This window comes from Chitinophaga dinghuensis (assembly GCF_003259435.1).
GTDB lineage: Bacteria > Bacteroidota > Bacteroidia > Chitinophagales > Chitinophagaceae > Chitinophaga > Chitinophaga dinghuensis.
In genome coordinates, this window is the sequence record NZ_QLMA01000003.1 from 1 (window position 1) to 17,118 (window position 17,118).

The following is a 17,118-nucleotide window of genomic DNA, read 5'->3' on the forward strand; positions in this document are numbered from 1 at the left end:
AATCAGACTAAATCTAAATGGAATGAGCCCGGTAAAATACCGAGCTCAGTTCCAAAATACTTAATTTTTTTATCCAACTTTTGGGGAGCAGTCCACAGATGTCACTTCCTTTTTTTTATCAAAATCGTTTTAAAAATTGCAAAAATCGAGGGCTCTTCTTTCAATATTTTCAATTCATTCTGAAAAAATTTATAATTCTTTCATCAGATATGAATTTTCAATTATTATAAAATATACTATATTGATAGCTAGATGATTGTGAAGGGGAATATTTGATTTTCACATGGCCGGATCGCACATGATTTTGTTGTTAATTTGGCATTAATAATCCTGTAAGGGTGGTAACTTCGTTAACAAATCATTACTTTTGACAATTGATCGATTTTGTTTTCATTATATAAACAATAGCAGTAAAATGGGGTACATAAAAGAAAAATTCAAGGTTAAAGCGGATGAACTGAACGCTGAAGTAAAAGACCTGTTGAAGAATCACGGCACCACCAAAGTTGGAGACGTTACAATTGCACAGGTTTACCAGGGTATGCGCGGCATTACTGGCCTGGTAACCGAAACTTCCCTGCTGGATGCGAATGAGGGTATTCGTTTTCGCGGATATTCCATTCCTGAACTGAGAGAGGCATTACCTAAAGCGCCAGGAGGCCAGGAGCCATTGCCAGAAGGATTGTTTTACCTGATGCTGATTGGAGAGTTACCGACTGAAGAAGATGTACAGAGTTTATCAGCCGTGTGGGGACGTCGTTCACATGTGCCGAATCACGTGTTTGATGCTATTGAAGCTTTACCACTTTCTACTCACCCTATGACCATGTTTACCGTTGGTATCATGGCGCTGCAGACAGAATCTTTATTTGCTAAAGCTTACGCAGAAGGTATCAATAAAAAAGACTACTGGAGTTATGTATATGAGGATACCATGAACCTCATTGCACGTCTGCCACGTATTGCCGCTTATATCTACCGTCGTAAATATAAAGGTGGCGATCATATTCAGCCAAACGGTATGCTGGACTGGGCTGGTAACTTCGCGCATATGCTGGGTTACTCCGACGAAGGTTTCCGTGAACTGATGCGCCTTTACATGGTGATCCATGCTGATCACGAAGGTGGTAACGTAAGTGCGCACACTACTCACCTGGTAGGTTCCGCACTGAGCGATGCTTACCTGTCATTCGCAGCTGGTATGAACGGTCTGGCTGGTCCGCTGCACGGTCTGGCTAACCAGGAAGTGATCAAATGGATTCTGAACATGCGCGAAGAACTGGGTGGCGGTATGCCAACCAAAGATGAAATCGCAGCATATGTACGCAAAACCCTGGCTGATGGTAAAGTAGTACCAGGTTATGGTCACGCGGTATTGCGTAAAACAGATCCTCGTTTCACTGCGCAGATGGAATTTGCTAAAAACCACCTGCCAAACGATGAACTGGTAAGAATCGTATGGATGGTGTATGAAACTGTACCTCCAATTCTGCAGGAACTGGGTAAAGTGAAAAATCCTTGGCCTAACGTAGATGCTCACTCTGGCGCACTGCTGGTACATTACGGCATGGTAGAATATGAATTCTACACCGTATTGTTCGGCGTATCCCGTGCACTGGGCGTTTTAGCTTCTCTCTGCTGGGATCGCGCAATGGGTCTGTCTATCGAAAGACCTAAATCCGTAACTACAGAGTGGATGAAACTCTTCGTAGAAGGTAAGGTAGATGCATCTGCCGAATAACAAAGTGTTATAATTGTTTTTTATAGAAATAGGCAGGTGGTGAATTTTTACCACTTGCCTTTTTTATTTTTGTAAACTGAACTGAAAAAAAATAACCTATTTCCACATTTACTGCCATATTATCCAATCCGATCGAATATCTGAAAGGGGTAGGCCCGCAAAAAGGAGAACTGCTGCGTAAAGAACTCAGCATTCATACCTTCGGCGACCTGATTCAATATTTCCCATTCAGGTATGTTGATAAAACGAAGATCGACAAGATATCCGCTATCAGCGGGTATGAAGATTTCGTGCAGATACGTGGCCGTATAATGCATATGGAAGTAGTTGGAGAGAACAGAGGTAAACGACTCGTAGCCACCTTCCGGGATGAAACCGGTATCATTGAATTGGTATGGTTTCAAGGATGGCAGTGGATGCAGAAATCATTGCAGCAAAATGTGACCTATCTGGTCTACGGACGTGTGTCTACTTTTAATAGCAATATTCAAATTGCACATCCGGAAATGGACCTGGTCACTGAAGAAACGGCTACTGGTAAGCAATTCCTCGAACCTGTCTATTACACCACTGAAAAATTAAAAGCAAGAGGACTAACGGCAAAGGCTATAGGAAAACTGACGCAGAACCTCCTGCAACAATTATCTCCGCTGGAAATCCGGGAAAATATTCCGCTGGAAATCCTGAACCAGTACCGCCTGATGCCCCGTTCCATGGCCTTTTTTAAAATACACCTGCCTGGGAACGAGGAAGAAGCCAAACAAGCCCAACGCCGCTTAAAATTTGAAGAATTGTTCATCGCGCAGATCCGCATCTGCCGGCTAAAAATCAAAAGACAAAAAGCCTCTCAGGGCTACACTTTTGGTGCAGTAGGCGAACATTTCACTAATTTCTATAATCATCATCTGCCCTTCGAACTTACTGGCGCACAAAAACGCGTACTGAAGGAAATCCGTCAGGATACGATGCATGGCCGACAAATGAACCGTCTCCTGCAAGGAGATGTGGGCAGCGGTAAAACCATGGTGGCACTACTCACCGCCCTCCTGGCCATAGACAATGGTTTCCAGGCCTGCCTCATGGCGCCTACGGAAATCCTTTCCCAGCAACATTATAAAGGTCTTTCAGAACTCCTGGCAGATATGCCGGTGAAAGTAGCGCTACTCACAGGTAGCATTAAAGGAAAAGCCCGTAAACAAATCCTTGCAGGCGTGAAAGAAGGCAGTATCCACCTGCTGGTAGGCACCCATGCGCTGTTGGAAAAGGAGGTCGACTTCCAGAACCTCGGTATGGCCATTATCGATGAACAACATCGTTTCGGAGTAGCACAACGGGCACGACTGTGGGAAAAAAATAATATCCCGCCGCATGTACTCGTTATGACGGCTACGCCTATACCAAGAACCCTCGCTATGACCGTCTATGGCGACCTTGATGTGTCGGTCATTGATGAAATGCCCCCTGGCAGAAAACCAATTACCACCGTACATCGTACCGAATTCCAACGCCCATCTGTGATGGATTTCATCCGCGGAGAACTGAAAAAGGGCCGGCAGGCGTATATAGTATATCCGCTGATTGAAGATTCGGAAAAGATGGATTATGAAAACCTCATGAAAGGCTATGAGGAAGTAAAAGCCTTTTTCCCGGAACCTCAATACTATATCAGTATGGTTCACGGTCGTCAGCCGCAGGAAATGAAGGAAACCAACATGCAGCGCTTCGTTTCCGGCGATACCCAGATTATGGTGGCTACCACCGTCATTGAAGTAGGCGTAAATGTGCCGAATGCCTCTGTGATGGTGATTGAGAGTACCGAGAGATTCGGACTTTCACAGCTGCACCAGCTTCGCGGTCGCGTGGGAAGGGGAGCCGAGCAATCTTATTGTATCCTCATGACCGGCAATAAGCTCAGCAAGGATTCCAAAGAGCGCATTAACGTGATGGTACAAACGAATGACGGCTTTATTATTTCAGAAAAAGATATGGAACTCCGTGGCCCCGGAGATATCGAAGGTACCCGCCAGAGTGGTGTATTGGACTTCAAACTGGCCGATATCCTCGCCGATAAGCCGATTCTGGATGCCGCCCGTGTCAGTGCAGAAAAATTATTGGACAAAGACATGGACCTGGTACTCCCTGAAAACCAGGGGCTCCGCGATTTTCTCGCCTCCCAGAGAAGTAAATCTGTCTGGAGCAAAATTTCCTGACAGGTTTTTACGTTTATTATATATCGCCGTCTAAATTTTCAGTATCTATTTCCAGGATAACCCTTAAAAGTGTGTAAGTTATTGTGTTTGATACCGTAACAATTAGGTTAGCTTGTGCGTTTATAATAGTATATTAGATTTTTCAGATAAATTAAAATGCTTATCCCGTTGAAATTTACCCTCCCGATCGGATTTGTTGGAATGATTATCCTAATGTTGTTCACTGCTAATGCAGATGCGCAACAAACTGCTAATTATAAAAACTATTCCCCGCTTACCTTCGCGGAGAACAAAGGGCAATGGAATCCGGATGTACTCTATAAAACAGACCTGGATGCCGGTGCGGTATTCCTGCGTAGAAATGGCTTTACTTTCAGTATCCTCCATCCACAGGATATGGCAAAAGTATATGAGTATATTCACGGACATGCCCAATCCGGAGACACCGTTTGGGTGAATAAGAAGGGCTATATCAATGGTCAGGAGCTGGCAGGTGTTACCAGGAAAGAATCTGCTCCTGATAAGATGCCGGAAGTACGCGGACACGCCTATACGGTGAATTTCCTCAACAGCAATTCCAAGGTGACCATTGAACCAGAAAAGCCACAGGAATATTATAACAACTATTTCATCGGGGACGACCAAAGTAAATGGGCTTCCCATGTCTCCTCCTATCAGGGCGTTAATTACCGTTCCATTTATAACGGTATTGATGCGCATGTTTACTCTGAAGCATCTACCCTGAAGTACGACATGATCGTGCAGCCCGGCGCCAATCCGGACCAGATACAACTGGAATATTCCGGTACTTCTTCCCTGGAAATCAAGAAAGGACAACTGATTGTACATACCACCGTAGGAGATGTGGTAGAACAATTACCATATGCCTACCAGTTTGTGGATGGTGAGCGTGTATCCGTTAAGGTTAGTTACAAACTGAATGGTAATAAACTAGGTTTTAAAATCGGCAATTATAACAACGCATATCCGCTGATTATTGACCCTACCTATGTATTTTCAACCGTATCCGGTTCCCGCGCTGATAACTGGGGCTTCACAGCCACTTACGACAGCGACGGTTACTTCTATGGTGGCGGTATCGTTTTCGGACAGGCATATCCTGTTACTAACGGCGCTTTCCAGACCGGTTATATGGGAAGCATCGACATCGGTATTCAGAAATTCAATCCCAGCGGAACAGGTCTGATATATTGTACTTTCCTGGGCGGTAACGACATGGAACAGCCGCACAGCCTTTTCGTCAATAAGAATAAAGAACTGGTAATTTCCGGTAGAACAAAGTCCGGCAATTACCCCTATACAAAAGTAATCGGAACCCGCGGTGGATGGGATATTGCAGTAAGCATGCTCTCCGCCAACGGCGATAAAATGGTTGGCTCCCTGGTAATCGGCGGTTCCGCAGACGATGGCGTGAATATGCGCGAACAACGCGCAGGCGGCGCTTCTGTGTTGCTCAGAAATTACGGAGATGATGCCCGTAGCGAAGTAGTGGTAGATAACGCCGGCTACATTTATGTTGCCAGCTGTACCCGCTCCAATAACTTCCCGGTAACAGGCGGCGTATTCCAGAGCAGCTTTGGCGGTTCACAGGATGGCGTAGTCATGAAAATCAATCCGCTCTGCCAGGATATCGTATGGGCAAGTTACCTCGGCGGTACCAAAGAAGATGCAGGTTTTGTCATTGCTCTGAATGATCTGCAATCATTGTATGTAGCCGGAGGAACAGCCAGTACCGACTTCCCCATTGCCGGTGGTACTGTTTATAAAAATGCATACACCGGCGGTGTGTGCGATGGCTTCATTGCACATATAAAAAGCGATGGAAGCGCTATCCTGCAAAGTACTTACGTAGGTTCCACGGATGGTCAGGCAGATCAGATCTATGGTATCCAGATGGATGCTAACGGTTACGTATATGTGACCGGTACTACAGAAGGCGTATGGCCTACCAAACAGCCCGCTGGAACTGCTACTTTTTTCAATCAGAATTCCGCACAGTTTATCATGAAACTGCAGCCGGATTTATCCGATATCGTTTACTCCACCACCTTCGGAAAAAACAGAGCTACTTCTAAAATGCCGTCTATCTCTCCTACGGCATTCCTGGTAGACAGATGCGAAAATGTGTATGTATCCGGATGGGGCGGAGGTATCAATCCTGCCGAAGGTTATCCCAATTCTGGTACCGGCGGATTGCCATTGAAAAATCCATTACAGAACATTACGGACGGTATGGATTTCTACTTCATCGTATTACAGAAAGATGCAACAGATATATTGTTTGGCAGTTACTTTGGTGGGGCTGGTTTGTATGAACACGTAGATGGCGGTACCAGTCGCTTCGATAGAAACGGTGTGATTTATCAGGGTATCTGCGCATGGTGTAATACCGGTAGCGCGAAACCCCGATATCCTACTACTCCTGGCGCTTACAGCAGTACGCCTCCTCCTTCCTGTAACTATGGCGCACTGAAAATTGCGTTTAACCTGGATGGCGTAAAAGCAGGAATTAAAACACTGGAGAGAAAGAATAACTATTGTATTCCTGATCCTGTAACTTTCATTGATACCACGCAGGTGTATGTAAGCACTTCCACTTATACCTGGAATTTTGGAGATGGATCTGCAGAGATTTCCGGCATTGGAAAAGATACAGTACAACATGCATTTACCGCTGTTGGCTATTATCGTGTAAGATTGATTAAGACAGACCCGAGTACTTGTAATGGCGCTGATACCGCTTATATCAACATTAAAGCAGGTACCAACAAAGCCATCCTGGATCTGGAAGCAAAGAGACTGCCTCCATGTGAAGCATTGAAATATGAATTCCTGAATAACTCCACACCACTGGGTGGATTTAAGGATAGTTCGTTCATCTTTGATTATGGAGACGGACCGCCGATTTATGTATTGCAAAATCCGCCTACCTTCCCTTATTCGCATATTTATCCTGCGCCAGGACTTTACAACGTAAAACTGACCCTGATAGATACGAACTATTGTAATGCCCCACAAACAGAGAATATTCCACTACGTGTAGCCGTTAACGTGAAGGCGCAGTTTCAAATGCCGGATACAGTTTGCGTAGGTACAACACTCGTCATCAATAACACTTCTATGGGTGGGCAGAGTTTTGTATGGACTTTCTCTGATAGTCCTGGTAATCCGTCTACAGATGCTTATCCACAGCATACTTTCCTCACGCCTGGGTTGATCAATATCAAGCTGGTGGTTACCGATACTACTACTTGTAACCGGATCGACAGTGTCATGAAGACGGTGCTGGTAGCGCCGTTGCCACAACCAAAATTTGATTTCACACCGGTCAAACCGGTTGAAAATACCCCTGTTCAATTCAGGAATTTAAGTTTAAATGCTACTTCTTATCACTGGAATTTTGGAGATGGAGACTCCACTTCTCAGGCACAACCTGTTCACCAGTATAATACTACCGGAACATTCCTGGTGTGTCTGACAGCCTTCAATCCGGAAGGTTGTGATTCTACCGTATGTCAGGAAGTGAGTGCAATTGTGGTACCGTTATTCGACGTGCCCAATGCATTTTCACCTAATGGCGATGGTACTAATGATATCTTCCAGGTGAAAGCATTTGGCGTATCTAAATTTAACCTGAAGATTTTCAGTCGCTGGGGACAACTGGTATTTGAGTCGAATGATTCAAGGATTGGATGGGATGGTAAGTTCAAAGGGGAACCTATGCCGATGGATGCGTATGCTTACATTGTAAGTATTGAATTTACAGACGGAACAAAAGGTAGCCGTCAGGGAAGTGTAACCTTGTTAAGATAGATGACCCATGAAGCAGCTAGTTAAAATTACCGCAGGTGTAGTCCTGCTGTTGATCGCCGGTCTACACGGATACGGACAGGATCTGCATTTTTCGCAGTTCTTCAATTCTCCGTTGACCACCAATCCGGCGAATACAGGATTTATCCCCGACGGTAACTATCGCCTGGGTGTTAATTACCGTGATCAGTGGACGTCCATCCCTGTCCCGTATAAAACGATGTCCGCATTTGGCGACTGGCAGGTATTCAGGGACCGTCTTACGTATGGATGGCTGGGATTGGGCGGTGTGGTACTCCGTGATGTGGCGGGAGCTGGCAATCTCTCCTCTACAAAAGCATATGCGTCTATTGCCTATCATCAGTTAATGGGTAACAGCAGCCTGCTTTCCCTGGGATTCAATGCTGGTACAGCTAATAAAAGAGTGGATATCACCAAGCTGGTGTTTGGCGATCAATGGAATGGTAAATTCTTTGATGCCCGGGTGCCAACAGCGGAACCGATTAATTCTTCCAGTACAAATTATTTCGACCTACAGGTAGGTATGAACTATGCTTATTTCCCAACGGATAATATTTATGTGAATGCCGGTTTCTCCGTACAGCACGTAAATACGCCAAAGGAAACCTTTTATGATACCGATAATAAAGTTCCCCGCAGATATATTGGCTTCCTGAATGGTAGCTTTAAAATGAGCGATAAGGTGATTCTCAATCCCGGCGCTTACTATACCCGGCAGGCTAGTTCGCAGGAGCTCGCTATTGGATTGAATGCCGCTTATAATGTTTCCGGAGACGGGGCACAACAAGCTTATGGCGGAATATACTACCGTGGCAGTGATGCAGCCGTTTTCCTGGTAGGTTACCAGTTAAGTAATATTAAAATGATGTTCAGTTATGACGTGACAACCTCCCAGTTGTCCACCGCCAATAGCAGAAGAGGAGCCTATGAAATAGGCATTATTTATACCGGATTATACAAGAACAGGGCATTCTCCGATGCTGTTCGTTCCACCTTCTGTCCGGCATTTTAATTTTTCTGCTTATTGATTACTTTTGTTACATGACCACATTGAATAAAGTAACCGCCGCACATGTAGCGGCGTTGCGCGAAATAACAGGCGAAAAAAATGTGCTGGTGGATGAAGAGAGTCTGGATCGCTATGCACACGATGAAACGGAAGATCTGCACTATTTACCGGAAGTAGTAGTTAAGCCGGAAACCACAGAACAGGTGAGTAAAATCATGCAGCTTTGCCAGCGTGAATTACTGCCCGTAACTCCCCGTGGCGGCGGTACTGGCCTTAGTGGTGGCGCGCTTGCACAATTCGGTGGCGTGCTTATTTCCATGGAAAAATTCAATCATATTCTGGATATAGACGAACGTAATCTGCAAGTAACTACCGAACCGGGAGTTATCACAGAAGTGCTTCAAAATGCCGTTAAGGAAAAAGGACTGTTTTATCCACCAGATCCAAGTAGTCGCGGTACCTGCTTTATTGGCGGAAATATTGCGGAAAACTCCGGTGGTCCTAAAGCGGTAAAATACGGTGTGGTAAAGGATTACGTACTCAATCTTGAAATGGTGCTTCCTTCCGGAGAAGTGATCTGGACAGGCGCCAATGTGCTGAAAAATGCCACCGGATATAATCTGACGCAGTTGGTAGTAGGTAGTGAAGGTACCTTAGGCATAGTGACCAAGATTGTATTGAAACTGATTCCGCTTCCAAAGCATGATTTACTGATGCTGGTACCTTTCCGTTCTGCGGAGAGTGCATGTGCAGCGGTGAGCGCTATTTTCCGCGCCGGGTATACGCCCAGTGCCATGGAGTTTATGGAAAGAGATGCGCTGGACTGGGTGTCTCAGTTCGTACAAAGCAGTACAGTACAGATTCCTGATGATATCCAGGCCCATTTGCTGATTGAAGTAGACGGCAATTATCCGGAAGTACTGATGCAGGAAATGGAAGGAATTGCCGGTATAGTAGAGGGTTTTGATATCGGTGAAATATTGTTTGCAGAAGATTCTACCCAGAAGGATGAACTTTGGAAGCTGCGCAGACGCGTGGCAGAAGCAGTGAAAGCGAATTCTGTGTACAAAGAAGAGGATACCGTGGTGCCAAGAGCAGAACTGCCAGTACTGCTGAAAGGAGTAAAAGATATAGGTCGCAAATATGGTTTCCATTCTGTATGCTACGGGCATGCCGGGGATGGTAACCTGCATGTGAATATTATACGCGGCGAACTTACCGAAGAACAATGGAACGGTACCCTCACGGAAGGTATACGGGAAATTTTCCAACTGGTGAAACAACTCAATGGTACGATCTCCGGTGAGCATGGTATTGGCCTGGTACAGAAAAACTATCTGGATATAGTTTTTGACAGCACTTCCATGAACATTATGAAGCAAATAAAACAGATATTTGACCCTAATAATATCCTCAACCGAGGTAAAATATTTGATTGCTAAAAAAAGATATATGAAGAAGCTGCTGTTAAGTTTGTTTCTCCTGGCGGGCATGCAAGTGACGTATGCTCAATATTATAAAACAGACACCCTCAGACGGCCTCCTGTTCAAGGTGGCTTTGATCCCAGCAAATTAATTCTGGGAGGCGCTGTGGGCGCTGTTTTCGGAGACTATACCAATGTGAATATTTCTCCACTGGCGGGATATCGGTTCAACAACTATGTGGCGGCCGGTATTAACATCAACGGACAGTATGGCCAGAATCGTTACAGAGATTATTATGGTAATACTACTCAGCGCGACACCTACACCATTTTAGGCGGTGGCGTTTGGGGCCGTGTTTACCCTATTCCACAACTGTTTGCACATGTGCAGCCGGAATACAATTCCATCTCTCAGAAAACGACTTACTACTACGATAATACAGGGGCATACAAGCCTAGCACTTTCAAAAGCAACTACGTAGTTCCCAGTCTCCTCCTGGGCGCCGGTTATACCCAGGGTGTAGGCGGTCGGGTAGGTATCAGCTTCTCCATTCTTTACGATGTGCTGCAAGACAGCCGTTCTCCTTACAATAACAGTCTTATATACAGAGCAGGCGTAGGTCTGGGCTTCTAAGCCCAGACCTCTGTTTGTAAAAACAGATTAACCCTATGTTAAATGTTTATAAAGGCTAAACTTTATTTTAACCGGTGTATTACCTTTGTCCTGTAATTAATACATAGACAGATGGGAATACAGTTAGCTGTTTTTGATATTGCAGGAACGACCCTGCATGATGAGTCGAATGTTGCGCAGGTATTGCAGCATGCGATAAAAACTGCCGGTGTGGATGTTACACTGGATGAAGTAAATGAGGTGATGGGATATGCCAAGCCTTTTGCGATTCGTTACCTGCTCCGTGAAAAACAGGACCCCCGCCATGCGGATGATCAGTTTATCCATTCGTTGCACGAAATCTTCGTGACGAATATGAAATCTCACTACGCTACCAGTCCTGCTGTTCGTGAAAAAGAGGGTGTTTCCGAAGTATTCGCCGCTCTGAAACAGAAAGGTATTAAAATAGCCCTGGATACAGGTTTTGACAGAGATATCACCAATGTAATCCTGCAACGTACAGGCTGGCAGGAAAAAGGCTTGATTGATGCAGTGGCCACCAGCGATGAAGTACCGCACGGACGTCCATATCCATATATGATTTATCGTTTGATGGAGCAGCTGGAAATAGGCGCTGTTGCGGCGGTTGCGAAAATCGGCGACACCACCTCCGATCTGGAAGAAGGCACCAATGCAGGTTGCAGCGTAGTAGCCGGAGTTACCACCGGCGCTTATTCCCGCGAGGAATTAGCGAAAGGTCCGCATACGCACCTAATCTCCAACCTAGACGAATTACTTACCATCATCTAAAAATATTCACCGCAGCTCATGCAACAACAACAGGCAGAAGTAGCCGTAATCGGCGCCGGTATTGTAGGTCTGGCAATGGCATATAAACTGGCTAAACAGGGAAGAAAGGTCGTATTGTTTGAAAGGAACAGCAAAGCTATCAGCGCATCTATCAGGAACTTTGGATTAGTTTGGCCTATCGGCCAGACGGCTGGTAAAATGTATAACAGGGCTATGCACAGCAGGGAAACCTGGCTGGAGTTGGCTGCTGCTACAGGTATCCAATGTCAGCCTACCGGATCATTGCATCTGGTATACGAACAGGATGAACTGGCGGTACTGGAAGAATTCACCGGTAACGCAGCTGCAAATGGTTATGATTGCGAACTGATTACTCCTGCGAACATCGGAAAATATACGCAGGCTGTAAAAACCGAAGGCTTACTCGGCGCCATGTGGAGTAAGACAGAAATGACGGTGAACCCACGCCAGGCAAGCGCTGGAATCGCACAGTATCTGGGTGAGAAAATGAATGTGACCCTTCGTTTTAATACCGCAGTAAATGCGATCAACATGCCTTTCATCGAAACAAAAGAGGAGAAATGGAAAGTGGATCAGGTGTATGTATGTAGTGGGGCCGACTTCGAAACGCTGTATCCTGCTGAGTTTGCGCAAGCATATATCACCAAGTGCAAATTGCAGATGATGCGTACCGTACCTCAACCAGGTAACTGGCAACTGGGGCCTGCGCTTTGTGCTGGTCTTACATTGCTGCATTATGCTTCTTTCAATAGCTGTATTAGCCTCGATGCGGTAAAACAACGTGTGGAAAAGGAAATGCCGGAATATATGAAATGGGGTATTCACCTGTTAATTTCCCAGAATGGAGCAGGAGAACTGACTATCGGGGATTCCCATGAGTATGGTCCTGATTTCGAACCATTTGATAAGACATTTATCAATGACCTGATTCTGAAATATATGCATACTTTCCTCCAGGCTCCGGAATATACTATTCAGGAGCAATGGCATGGCATCTATCCGAAATTGAAAAACGGTAAAACGGATCTGGTTTTCTCTCCGGAAAAAGATGTAACCATCGTGAATGGCCTTGGTGGTGCGGGTATGACATTGTCATTTGGTCTTGCCGAAGAAATCACGAAAGGCACTTATCAATAAGAACGTCTGTATTTACAAAGTGTGAAATGTCCTGTGGTATGCAATATTTGCATGCTGCGGGACATTCATCGTTATTATAATCGTTACTATACTTAGTGTATAAACGAAAAACATAAATTAGGTTATTGCATAAATATGCAATAAATTAATTGCTGGTTAACCGTTGTGAACATTCTGGTCTATTTTTTCCTACAGCCAAGCCAGCTTTAGCTAAACGATTCTGCAGCATTGAAAAAACTTTGCTGCACGTTCATAACGTGTTAAATGGAAAGCAGGTTTCTTTTAAGTTACCTGCTTTTTTTTTCTCGCAAAGGGCGCAAAGAAATGGCGCAAAGACGCGGGGGCGCCTGCGGCGCTGGTGGTTTTGCTCGCAGAGCAGCAAGGCAGCAAAGCAGCATAAGATTGTGTTTTGTTGTTTTTAAGGAATATTTTTTTGATGCTGTTGCTGACAGTAAGCTCCCTCTTTATTTAATTCTATTTTTTTACTCTATTCTATCCTACTCTATTCTATCCTACTCTATTTTATTTTACACTATCACTCAAATTTCATTGCTGCTTTGCTGCTCTGCTGCTCTGCGAGCAAAAAAAACCGCTTCTATCAGGCGCCTTTGCGTCATTTCTTTGCGTCTTTGCGTGAAAAAATTCCCTAAATTGAGCAAAGCATAAATATTAAAGCATGAATGATAGACTAAAGAATCTTAAGGAAAGAGATTGGACGGAAACTCGAGCTCATTCAAGTTGGCAAATATTCAAAATCATGGCGGAATTCGTGGATGGTTTTGAATCTCTCGCGAAAATAGGCCCCTGCATCTCTATATTTGGATCTGCCCGTACCAAACCAGGTAATCGTTATTATGATCTGGCAGAGGAAATCGCTTTCCGCTTGTCGGAAGAGGGATTTGGTATCATTACCGGTGGTGGTCCTGGTGTGATGGAAGCCTCTAACAAAGGTGCGCAACGTGCCGGTGGTAAATCCGTAGGAGCAAATATTACACTGCCACACGAACAGAATCCGAATCCGTTCATCGATAACGACAAACGCCTGAACTTTGATTATTTCTTTGTTCGGAAGGTGATGTTCACCAAATACTCACAGGGCTTCGTGATGATGCCTGGGGGATTTGGTACGATGGATGAATTTTTTGAAGTAGCGACCCTGATCCAAACCAGGAAGATGGAAGAAACGCCGATGGTACTCGTAGGTAGGGAATACTGGAGTGGCCTGCTGGACTGGATTCGCAATACCATGTTGGAAAAAGAACATAATATTGGTCCGGATGACCTTGGATTATTACAGCTGTTTGATACGGCAGATGAGGTAGTGGAATACTTCCGTGTATTCTACACCACCAACAAACTCCGGCCGAATTTCTAATATTCTCCCGCCTGACAAAGGCTTTAAACGCCATAGTTTCGCATAAACAGCGGTACTGTGGCGTTATCTTTTTATCAGGCACATTGTAAAAGGCAGGTGTTCAAAGCTTAAGGGTTTTCTTTAGCTTTGCAGAAATTTTATATATGGAGCTGATACCAGTAGCTGTGGAGCAATTTTCAGAGAAATACACTACCCCCGAAAATGAAGCAATGTATAAGTTGCATCGGGAAACATATCTGAAAGTAGAATTGCCGCATATGCTGAGTGGTCAGGTGCAGGGGCAGTTTCTCAGTATGGTAAGCCATATGATTCGCCCGATGCGCGTACTGGAACTGGGAACCTACACAGGATATTCCGCTATTTGTCTGGCACAGGGCTTGCAGCCTGGCGGCATACTGCATACAGTGGATATCAATGAGGAGTTGGAAGCGCTCTGTCAGAAATACTGGGAGCTGACTGGTACTGCAGATAAAATTAAAATGCACATAGGCAAGGCCGCAAACGTGGTGGCATCGCTGGATGAAGTATTTGATCTCGTATTTATTGATGCCGATAAAGCAGGATACGAGCATTATTACGACCTGGTTTGGGAGAAACTGAGACCAGGCGGATTCATACTGGCAGATAATGTTTTATACCATGGCCAGGTACTGCTTCCTGCAGATCAGCAAGGAAGTCAGGCCAAAGCAATGGTGAAATTCTGTGAGAAAGTGTTGGCTGATGACCGTGCAGAACAGGTGTTGCTGACTATCCGCGATGGCGTATTGCTGATCCGGAAGAAGTAAACGCCACTATGAAAAACGCCCATTAAATTCAACAATACATGCAGGTAAAAAAATTCTTGCTGTTGGTTACCTTTATTCTAGGCGCCGCTACCCTAGCGGAAGCCCAGAAGATGACGACCCAGCAATACATTGCCATCTATAAGCAAGTTGCCATCGAAGAGCAACGCCGTACAGGCGTTCCTGCTGCCATCACACTGGCGCAGGGTGTTGTGGAAACGCAATCCGGCAACGGTACACTGTGTTTGCAATCCAATAACCACTTCGGTATTAAATGTAAAAATAACTGGACAGGGAAAACCATCCGTTATGATGATGATGAGGCGCAGGAGTGTTTTCGTGTATACGAAACCGCAAGAGAATCCTATAAAGACCACTCCGATTTCCTTCGTAACAATCCCCGCTATGCCTTCCTTTTCCAGTTCGATGGAGATGATTATAAATCCTGGGCATATGGCCTGAAACAGGCAGGATATGCTACCAATAAAACTTATCCACAACAACTGATCAAGGTGATTGAGGATAATAACTTACAGAAATATTCCCTCATCGCTCTTGGTAAAGCGGCGCCAGAAGCGGATGCTGAGACTGGGGGAGACGTCATTGCCGGTAACGGCGGCGGTTCCAAACCAAGCGGCTCCGTAGGACAATCAGGCAACAATAACAGTTCCGCTACCAAGCCTCCTCGCAGCAGCAAACCTGTAGCTGGAAATTATCCTAAAGGAGTTTTCGAAATTAACGGCCGTAAAGTTATTTTTGCCAAAGCTGGGACCTCCCTGATTGCACTCGCCAGTCAGCGCGATATCCGCCTCAGCAAACTGGTTCGCTTCAATGACCTGCCGGGAGATGGCCCTCTGAAGAAAGATATGATTATCTTCCTGCAGAAGAAAGGCAAAAAAGGTAGTAAAGATACCCATATCGTTGCCAAAGGAGAATCCTTACACGATGTGTCTCAGACAGAAGGCGTGATGTTGAAATGGCTGCGTCGGAGAAATAAACTGCATGAAGGCGAAGAACCTGCTGCTGGTCAGCAACTGGCATTAACCGGCTTCTCTTCCAATACGCCTGCACTGGCAAAGAATACCCGCTATCAGGAAGAGGAGGAAGAAGAAGAGTATGTGGCGCCTAAAAAAGTGGAAATACCACGCCAGGAACCAAGCAGACAAGGCGGAGTAGCCTCCGTTCCTCCTTCCAGGAAACCGGAACAGGAAACAACAGGCGGTATTCCGGTGGCAATGATAGAAGATCTGAAGAAGAACGGAGAAGTTACAACGAATAATCCGCCGGCTAAAGCTACAATGCCTAAGCCGGTACCAGTAGAGCCTGCTACAACACCTACACCAGCGCCGGTGAAGAAGCCGTCCGCCGGAACGCAACAGCAGTTCCATGAGGTGCAGCCTAAAGAAACGCTCTACGCTATAGCTAAAATGTATAATACGACTGTAACACAGTTACAGGAATGGAATAATTTGCAAGGCAATGACATCAAAATAGGTCAACGCCTGCTTGTGGGAAAATAAGAGCCATCTTTTTGGCGCTTTCAATTGTTTAAACTGGAAATGAGTAGTATTTATGTCGGTAATCACAGTGCATGACAAACAATTTCAACCCTATATCAGCGCATCAGAAATTCAGACGCGCATAAGGGAAATGGCTAACCAGATCAATCAAGATCTGAATGGTGAAAAGCCACTGTTTATTGCTATCCTCAATGGTTCTTTTATGTTCGCTGCTGATATGTTTAAATATATCAACATCGATGCAGAGATCTCTTTCATCAAACTGGCGTCTTACAAAGGCACCAAATCCACCGGTAATGTAGTGCAGGCTATTGGCCTGGATGAAGACCTCTTCAACCGTACCGTGGTAATCCTCGAGGATATTGTGGATACCGGCAAAACATTGAGCCAGTTCCTTCCTCAGTTGGAACATCAGCAACCTAAGCGACTGATGGTTGCCTCCCTGCTGACCAAACCGGAAGCAATGGTTCATCCTATCAAAATCGATTATCTCGGATTCTCCGTACCTAATAAATTCCTGTTGGGATATGGCCTGGACTATGATGGTCTCGGCCGCAACCTGCCGGAAATCTACCAGCTGGTAGAGTAGTGCGACTACTAAAATTGACTGAAAATCCCGGTTTT

Annotated in this window: 13 protein-coding genes; all 13 read left to right on the forward strand. The window is 45.2% G+C overall.

All coding sequences use genetic code 11. The annotated features are described in order from the left end of the window. Positions 1 to 415: 415 nt before the first annotated feature. The 13 genes from CLV59_RS09025 (at position 416) to hpt (ending at position 17,083) form a co-directional block, all read left to right on the forward strand. Complete coding sequence (locus CLV59_RS09025; RefSeq protein WP_111591713.1) at positions 416 to 1,741, forward strand: citrate (Si)-synthase, eukaryotic; 1,326 nt, start codon at positions 416 to 418, stop codon at positions 1,739 to 1,741. A 116-nt stretch (positions 1,742 to 1,857) separates the two neighbouring features. Next, a complete protein-coding gene (recG, locus tag CLV59_RS09030) occupies positions 1,858 to 3,951 on the forward strand; it encodes an ATP-dependent DNA helicase RecG (RefSeq protein ID WP_170137722.1) in 2,094 nt (697 codons plus the stop codon). 168 nt (positions 3,952 to 4,119) lie between these two features. Further along, complete coding sequence (locus CLV59_RS09035; RefSeq protein WP_170137685.1) at positions 4,120 to 7,785, forward strand: DUF7948 domain-containing protein; 3,666 nt, start codon at positions 4,120 to 4,122, stop codon at positions 7,783 to 7,785. Positions 7,786 to 7,792: 7 nt separating this feature from the next. Continuing rightward, on the forward strand, positions 7,793 to 8,815 hold the full coding sequence (locus CLV59_RS09040) for a PorP/SprF family type IX secretion system membrane protein (protein WP_111591716.1): 1,023 nt from the start codon (positions 7,793 to 7,795) through the stop codon (positions 8,813 to 8,815). Between the two features lie 29 nt (positions 8,816 to 8,844). Then, positions 8,845 to 10,254, forward strand: a complete 1,410-nt coding sequence (locus CLV59_RS09045) for an FAD-binding oxidoreductase (RefSeq protein WP_111591717.1) — start codon at positions 8,845 to 8,847, stop codon at positions 10,252 to 10,254. Between the two features lie 10 nt (positions 10,255 to 10,264). Next, positions 10,265 to 10,870 (forward strand): hypothetical protein, encoded by a 606-nt coding sequence (locus CLV59_RS09050; RefSeq protein WP_146616151.1) that lies wholly within the window; start codon positions 10,265 to 10,267, stop codon positions 10,868 to 10,870. Between the two features lie 111 nt (positions 10,871 to 10,981). Further along, the gene (locus tag CLV59_RS09055; RefSeq protein WP_111591719.1) at positions 10,982 to 11,659 is read left to right on the forward strand and encodes an HAD hydrolase-like protein; all 678 of its coding nucleotides are present in this window, start codon (positions 10,982 to 10,984) and stop codon (positions 11,657 to 11,659) included. An 18-nt stretch (positions 11,660 to 11,677) separates the two neighbouring features. Further along, positions 11,678 to 12,817, forward strand: a complete 1,140-nt coding sequence (locus CLV59_RS09060; RefSeq protein WP_111591720.1) for a TIGR03364 family FAD-dependent oxidoreductase — start codon at positions 11,678 to 11,680, stop codon at positions 12,815 to 12,817. Positions 12,818 to 13,081: 264 nt separating this feature from the next. Continuing rightward, complete coding sequence (locus CLV59_RS09065) at positions 13,082 to 13,483, forward strand: hypothetical protein (RefSeq protein WP_111591721.1); 402 nt, start codon at positions 13,082 to 13,084, stop codon at positions 13,481 to 13,483. A 91-nt stretch (positions 13,484 to 13,574) separates the two neighbouring features. Further along, positions 13,575 to 14,192 carry an LOG family protein gene (locus CLV59_RS09070; protein ID WP_233180584.1) on the forward strand — a complete coding sequence of 206 codons (618 nt, stop codon included), beginning with the start codon at positions 13,575 to 13,577 and terminating at the stop codon, positions 14,190 to 14,192. A 143-nt stretch (positions 14,193 to 14,335) separates the two neighbouring features. Next, positions 14,336 to 14,977 (forward strand): O-methyltransferase, encoded by a 642-nt coding sequence (locus CLV59_RS09075; RefSeq protein WP_111591723.1) that lies wholly within the window; start codon positions 14,336 to 14,338, stop codon positions 14,975 to 14,977. 38 nt (positions 14,978 to 15,015) lie between these two features. Further along, positions 15,016 to 16,494, forward strand: coding sequence for a glucosaminidase domain-containing protein (locus tag CLV59_RS09080; protein ID WP_111591724.1), 1,479 nt, complete (start codon positions 15,016 to 15,018; stop codon positions 16,492 to 16,494). Positions 16,495 to 16,546: 52 nt separating this feature from the next. Next, a complete protein-coding gene (hpt, locus tag CLV59_RS09085; RefSeq protein ID WP_111591725.1) occupies positions 16,547 to 17,083 on the forward strand; it encodes a hypoxanthine phosphoribosyltransferase in 537 nt (178 codons plus the stop codon). Positions 17,084 to 17,118 lie beyond the last annotated feature (35 nt).

Bases quoted from the DNA above. Each gene is read 5' to 3' on its own strand.
- CLV59_RS09065 (WP_111591721.1), top strand. From the start codon at position 13,082: ATGGAAAGCAGGTTTCTTTTAAGTTACCTGCTTTTTTTTTCTCGCAAA.
- CLV59_RS09055 (WP_111591719.1), top strand. From the start codon at position 10,982: ATGGGAATACAGTTAGCTGTTTTTGATATTGCAGGAACGACCCTGCAT.
- CLV59_RS09025 (WP_111591713.1), top strand. From the start codon at position 416: ATGGGGTACATAAAAGAAAAATTCAAGGTTAAAGCGGATGAACTGAAC.
- CLV59_RS09050 (WP_146616151.1), top strand. From the start codon at position 10,265: ATGAAGAAGCTGCTGTTAAGTTTGTTTCTCCTGGCGGGCATGCAAGTG.
- CLV59_RS09060 (WP_111591720.1), top strand. From the start codon at position 11,678: ATGCAACAACAACAGGCAGAAGTAGCCGTAATCGGCGCCGGTATTGTA.
- CLV59_RS09075 (WP_111591723.1), top strand. From the start codon at position 14,336: ATGGAGCTGATACCAGTAGCTGTGGAGCAATTTTCAGAGAAATACACT.
- CLV59_RS09040 (WP_111591716.1), top strand. From the start codon at position 7,793: ATGAAGCAGCTAGTTAAAATTACCGCAGGTGTAGTCCTGCTGTTGATC.
- hpt (WP_111591725.1), top strand. From the start codon at position 16,547: ATGTCGGTAATCACAGTGCATGACAAACAATTTCAACCCTATATCAGC.
- CLV59_RS09070 (WP_233180584.1), top strand. From the start codon at position 13,575: ATGGCGGAATTCGTGGATGGTTTTGAATCTCTCGCGAAAATAGGCCCC.
- CLV59_RS09080 (WP_111591724.1), top strand. From the start codon at position 15,016: ATGCAGGTAAAAAAATTCTTGCTGTTGGTTACCTTTATTCTAGGCGCC.
- CLV59_RS09045 (WP_111591717.1), top strand. From the start codon at position 8,845: ATGACCACATTGAATAAAGTAACCGCCGCACATGTAGCGGCGTTGCGC.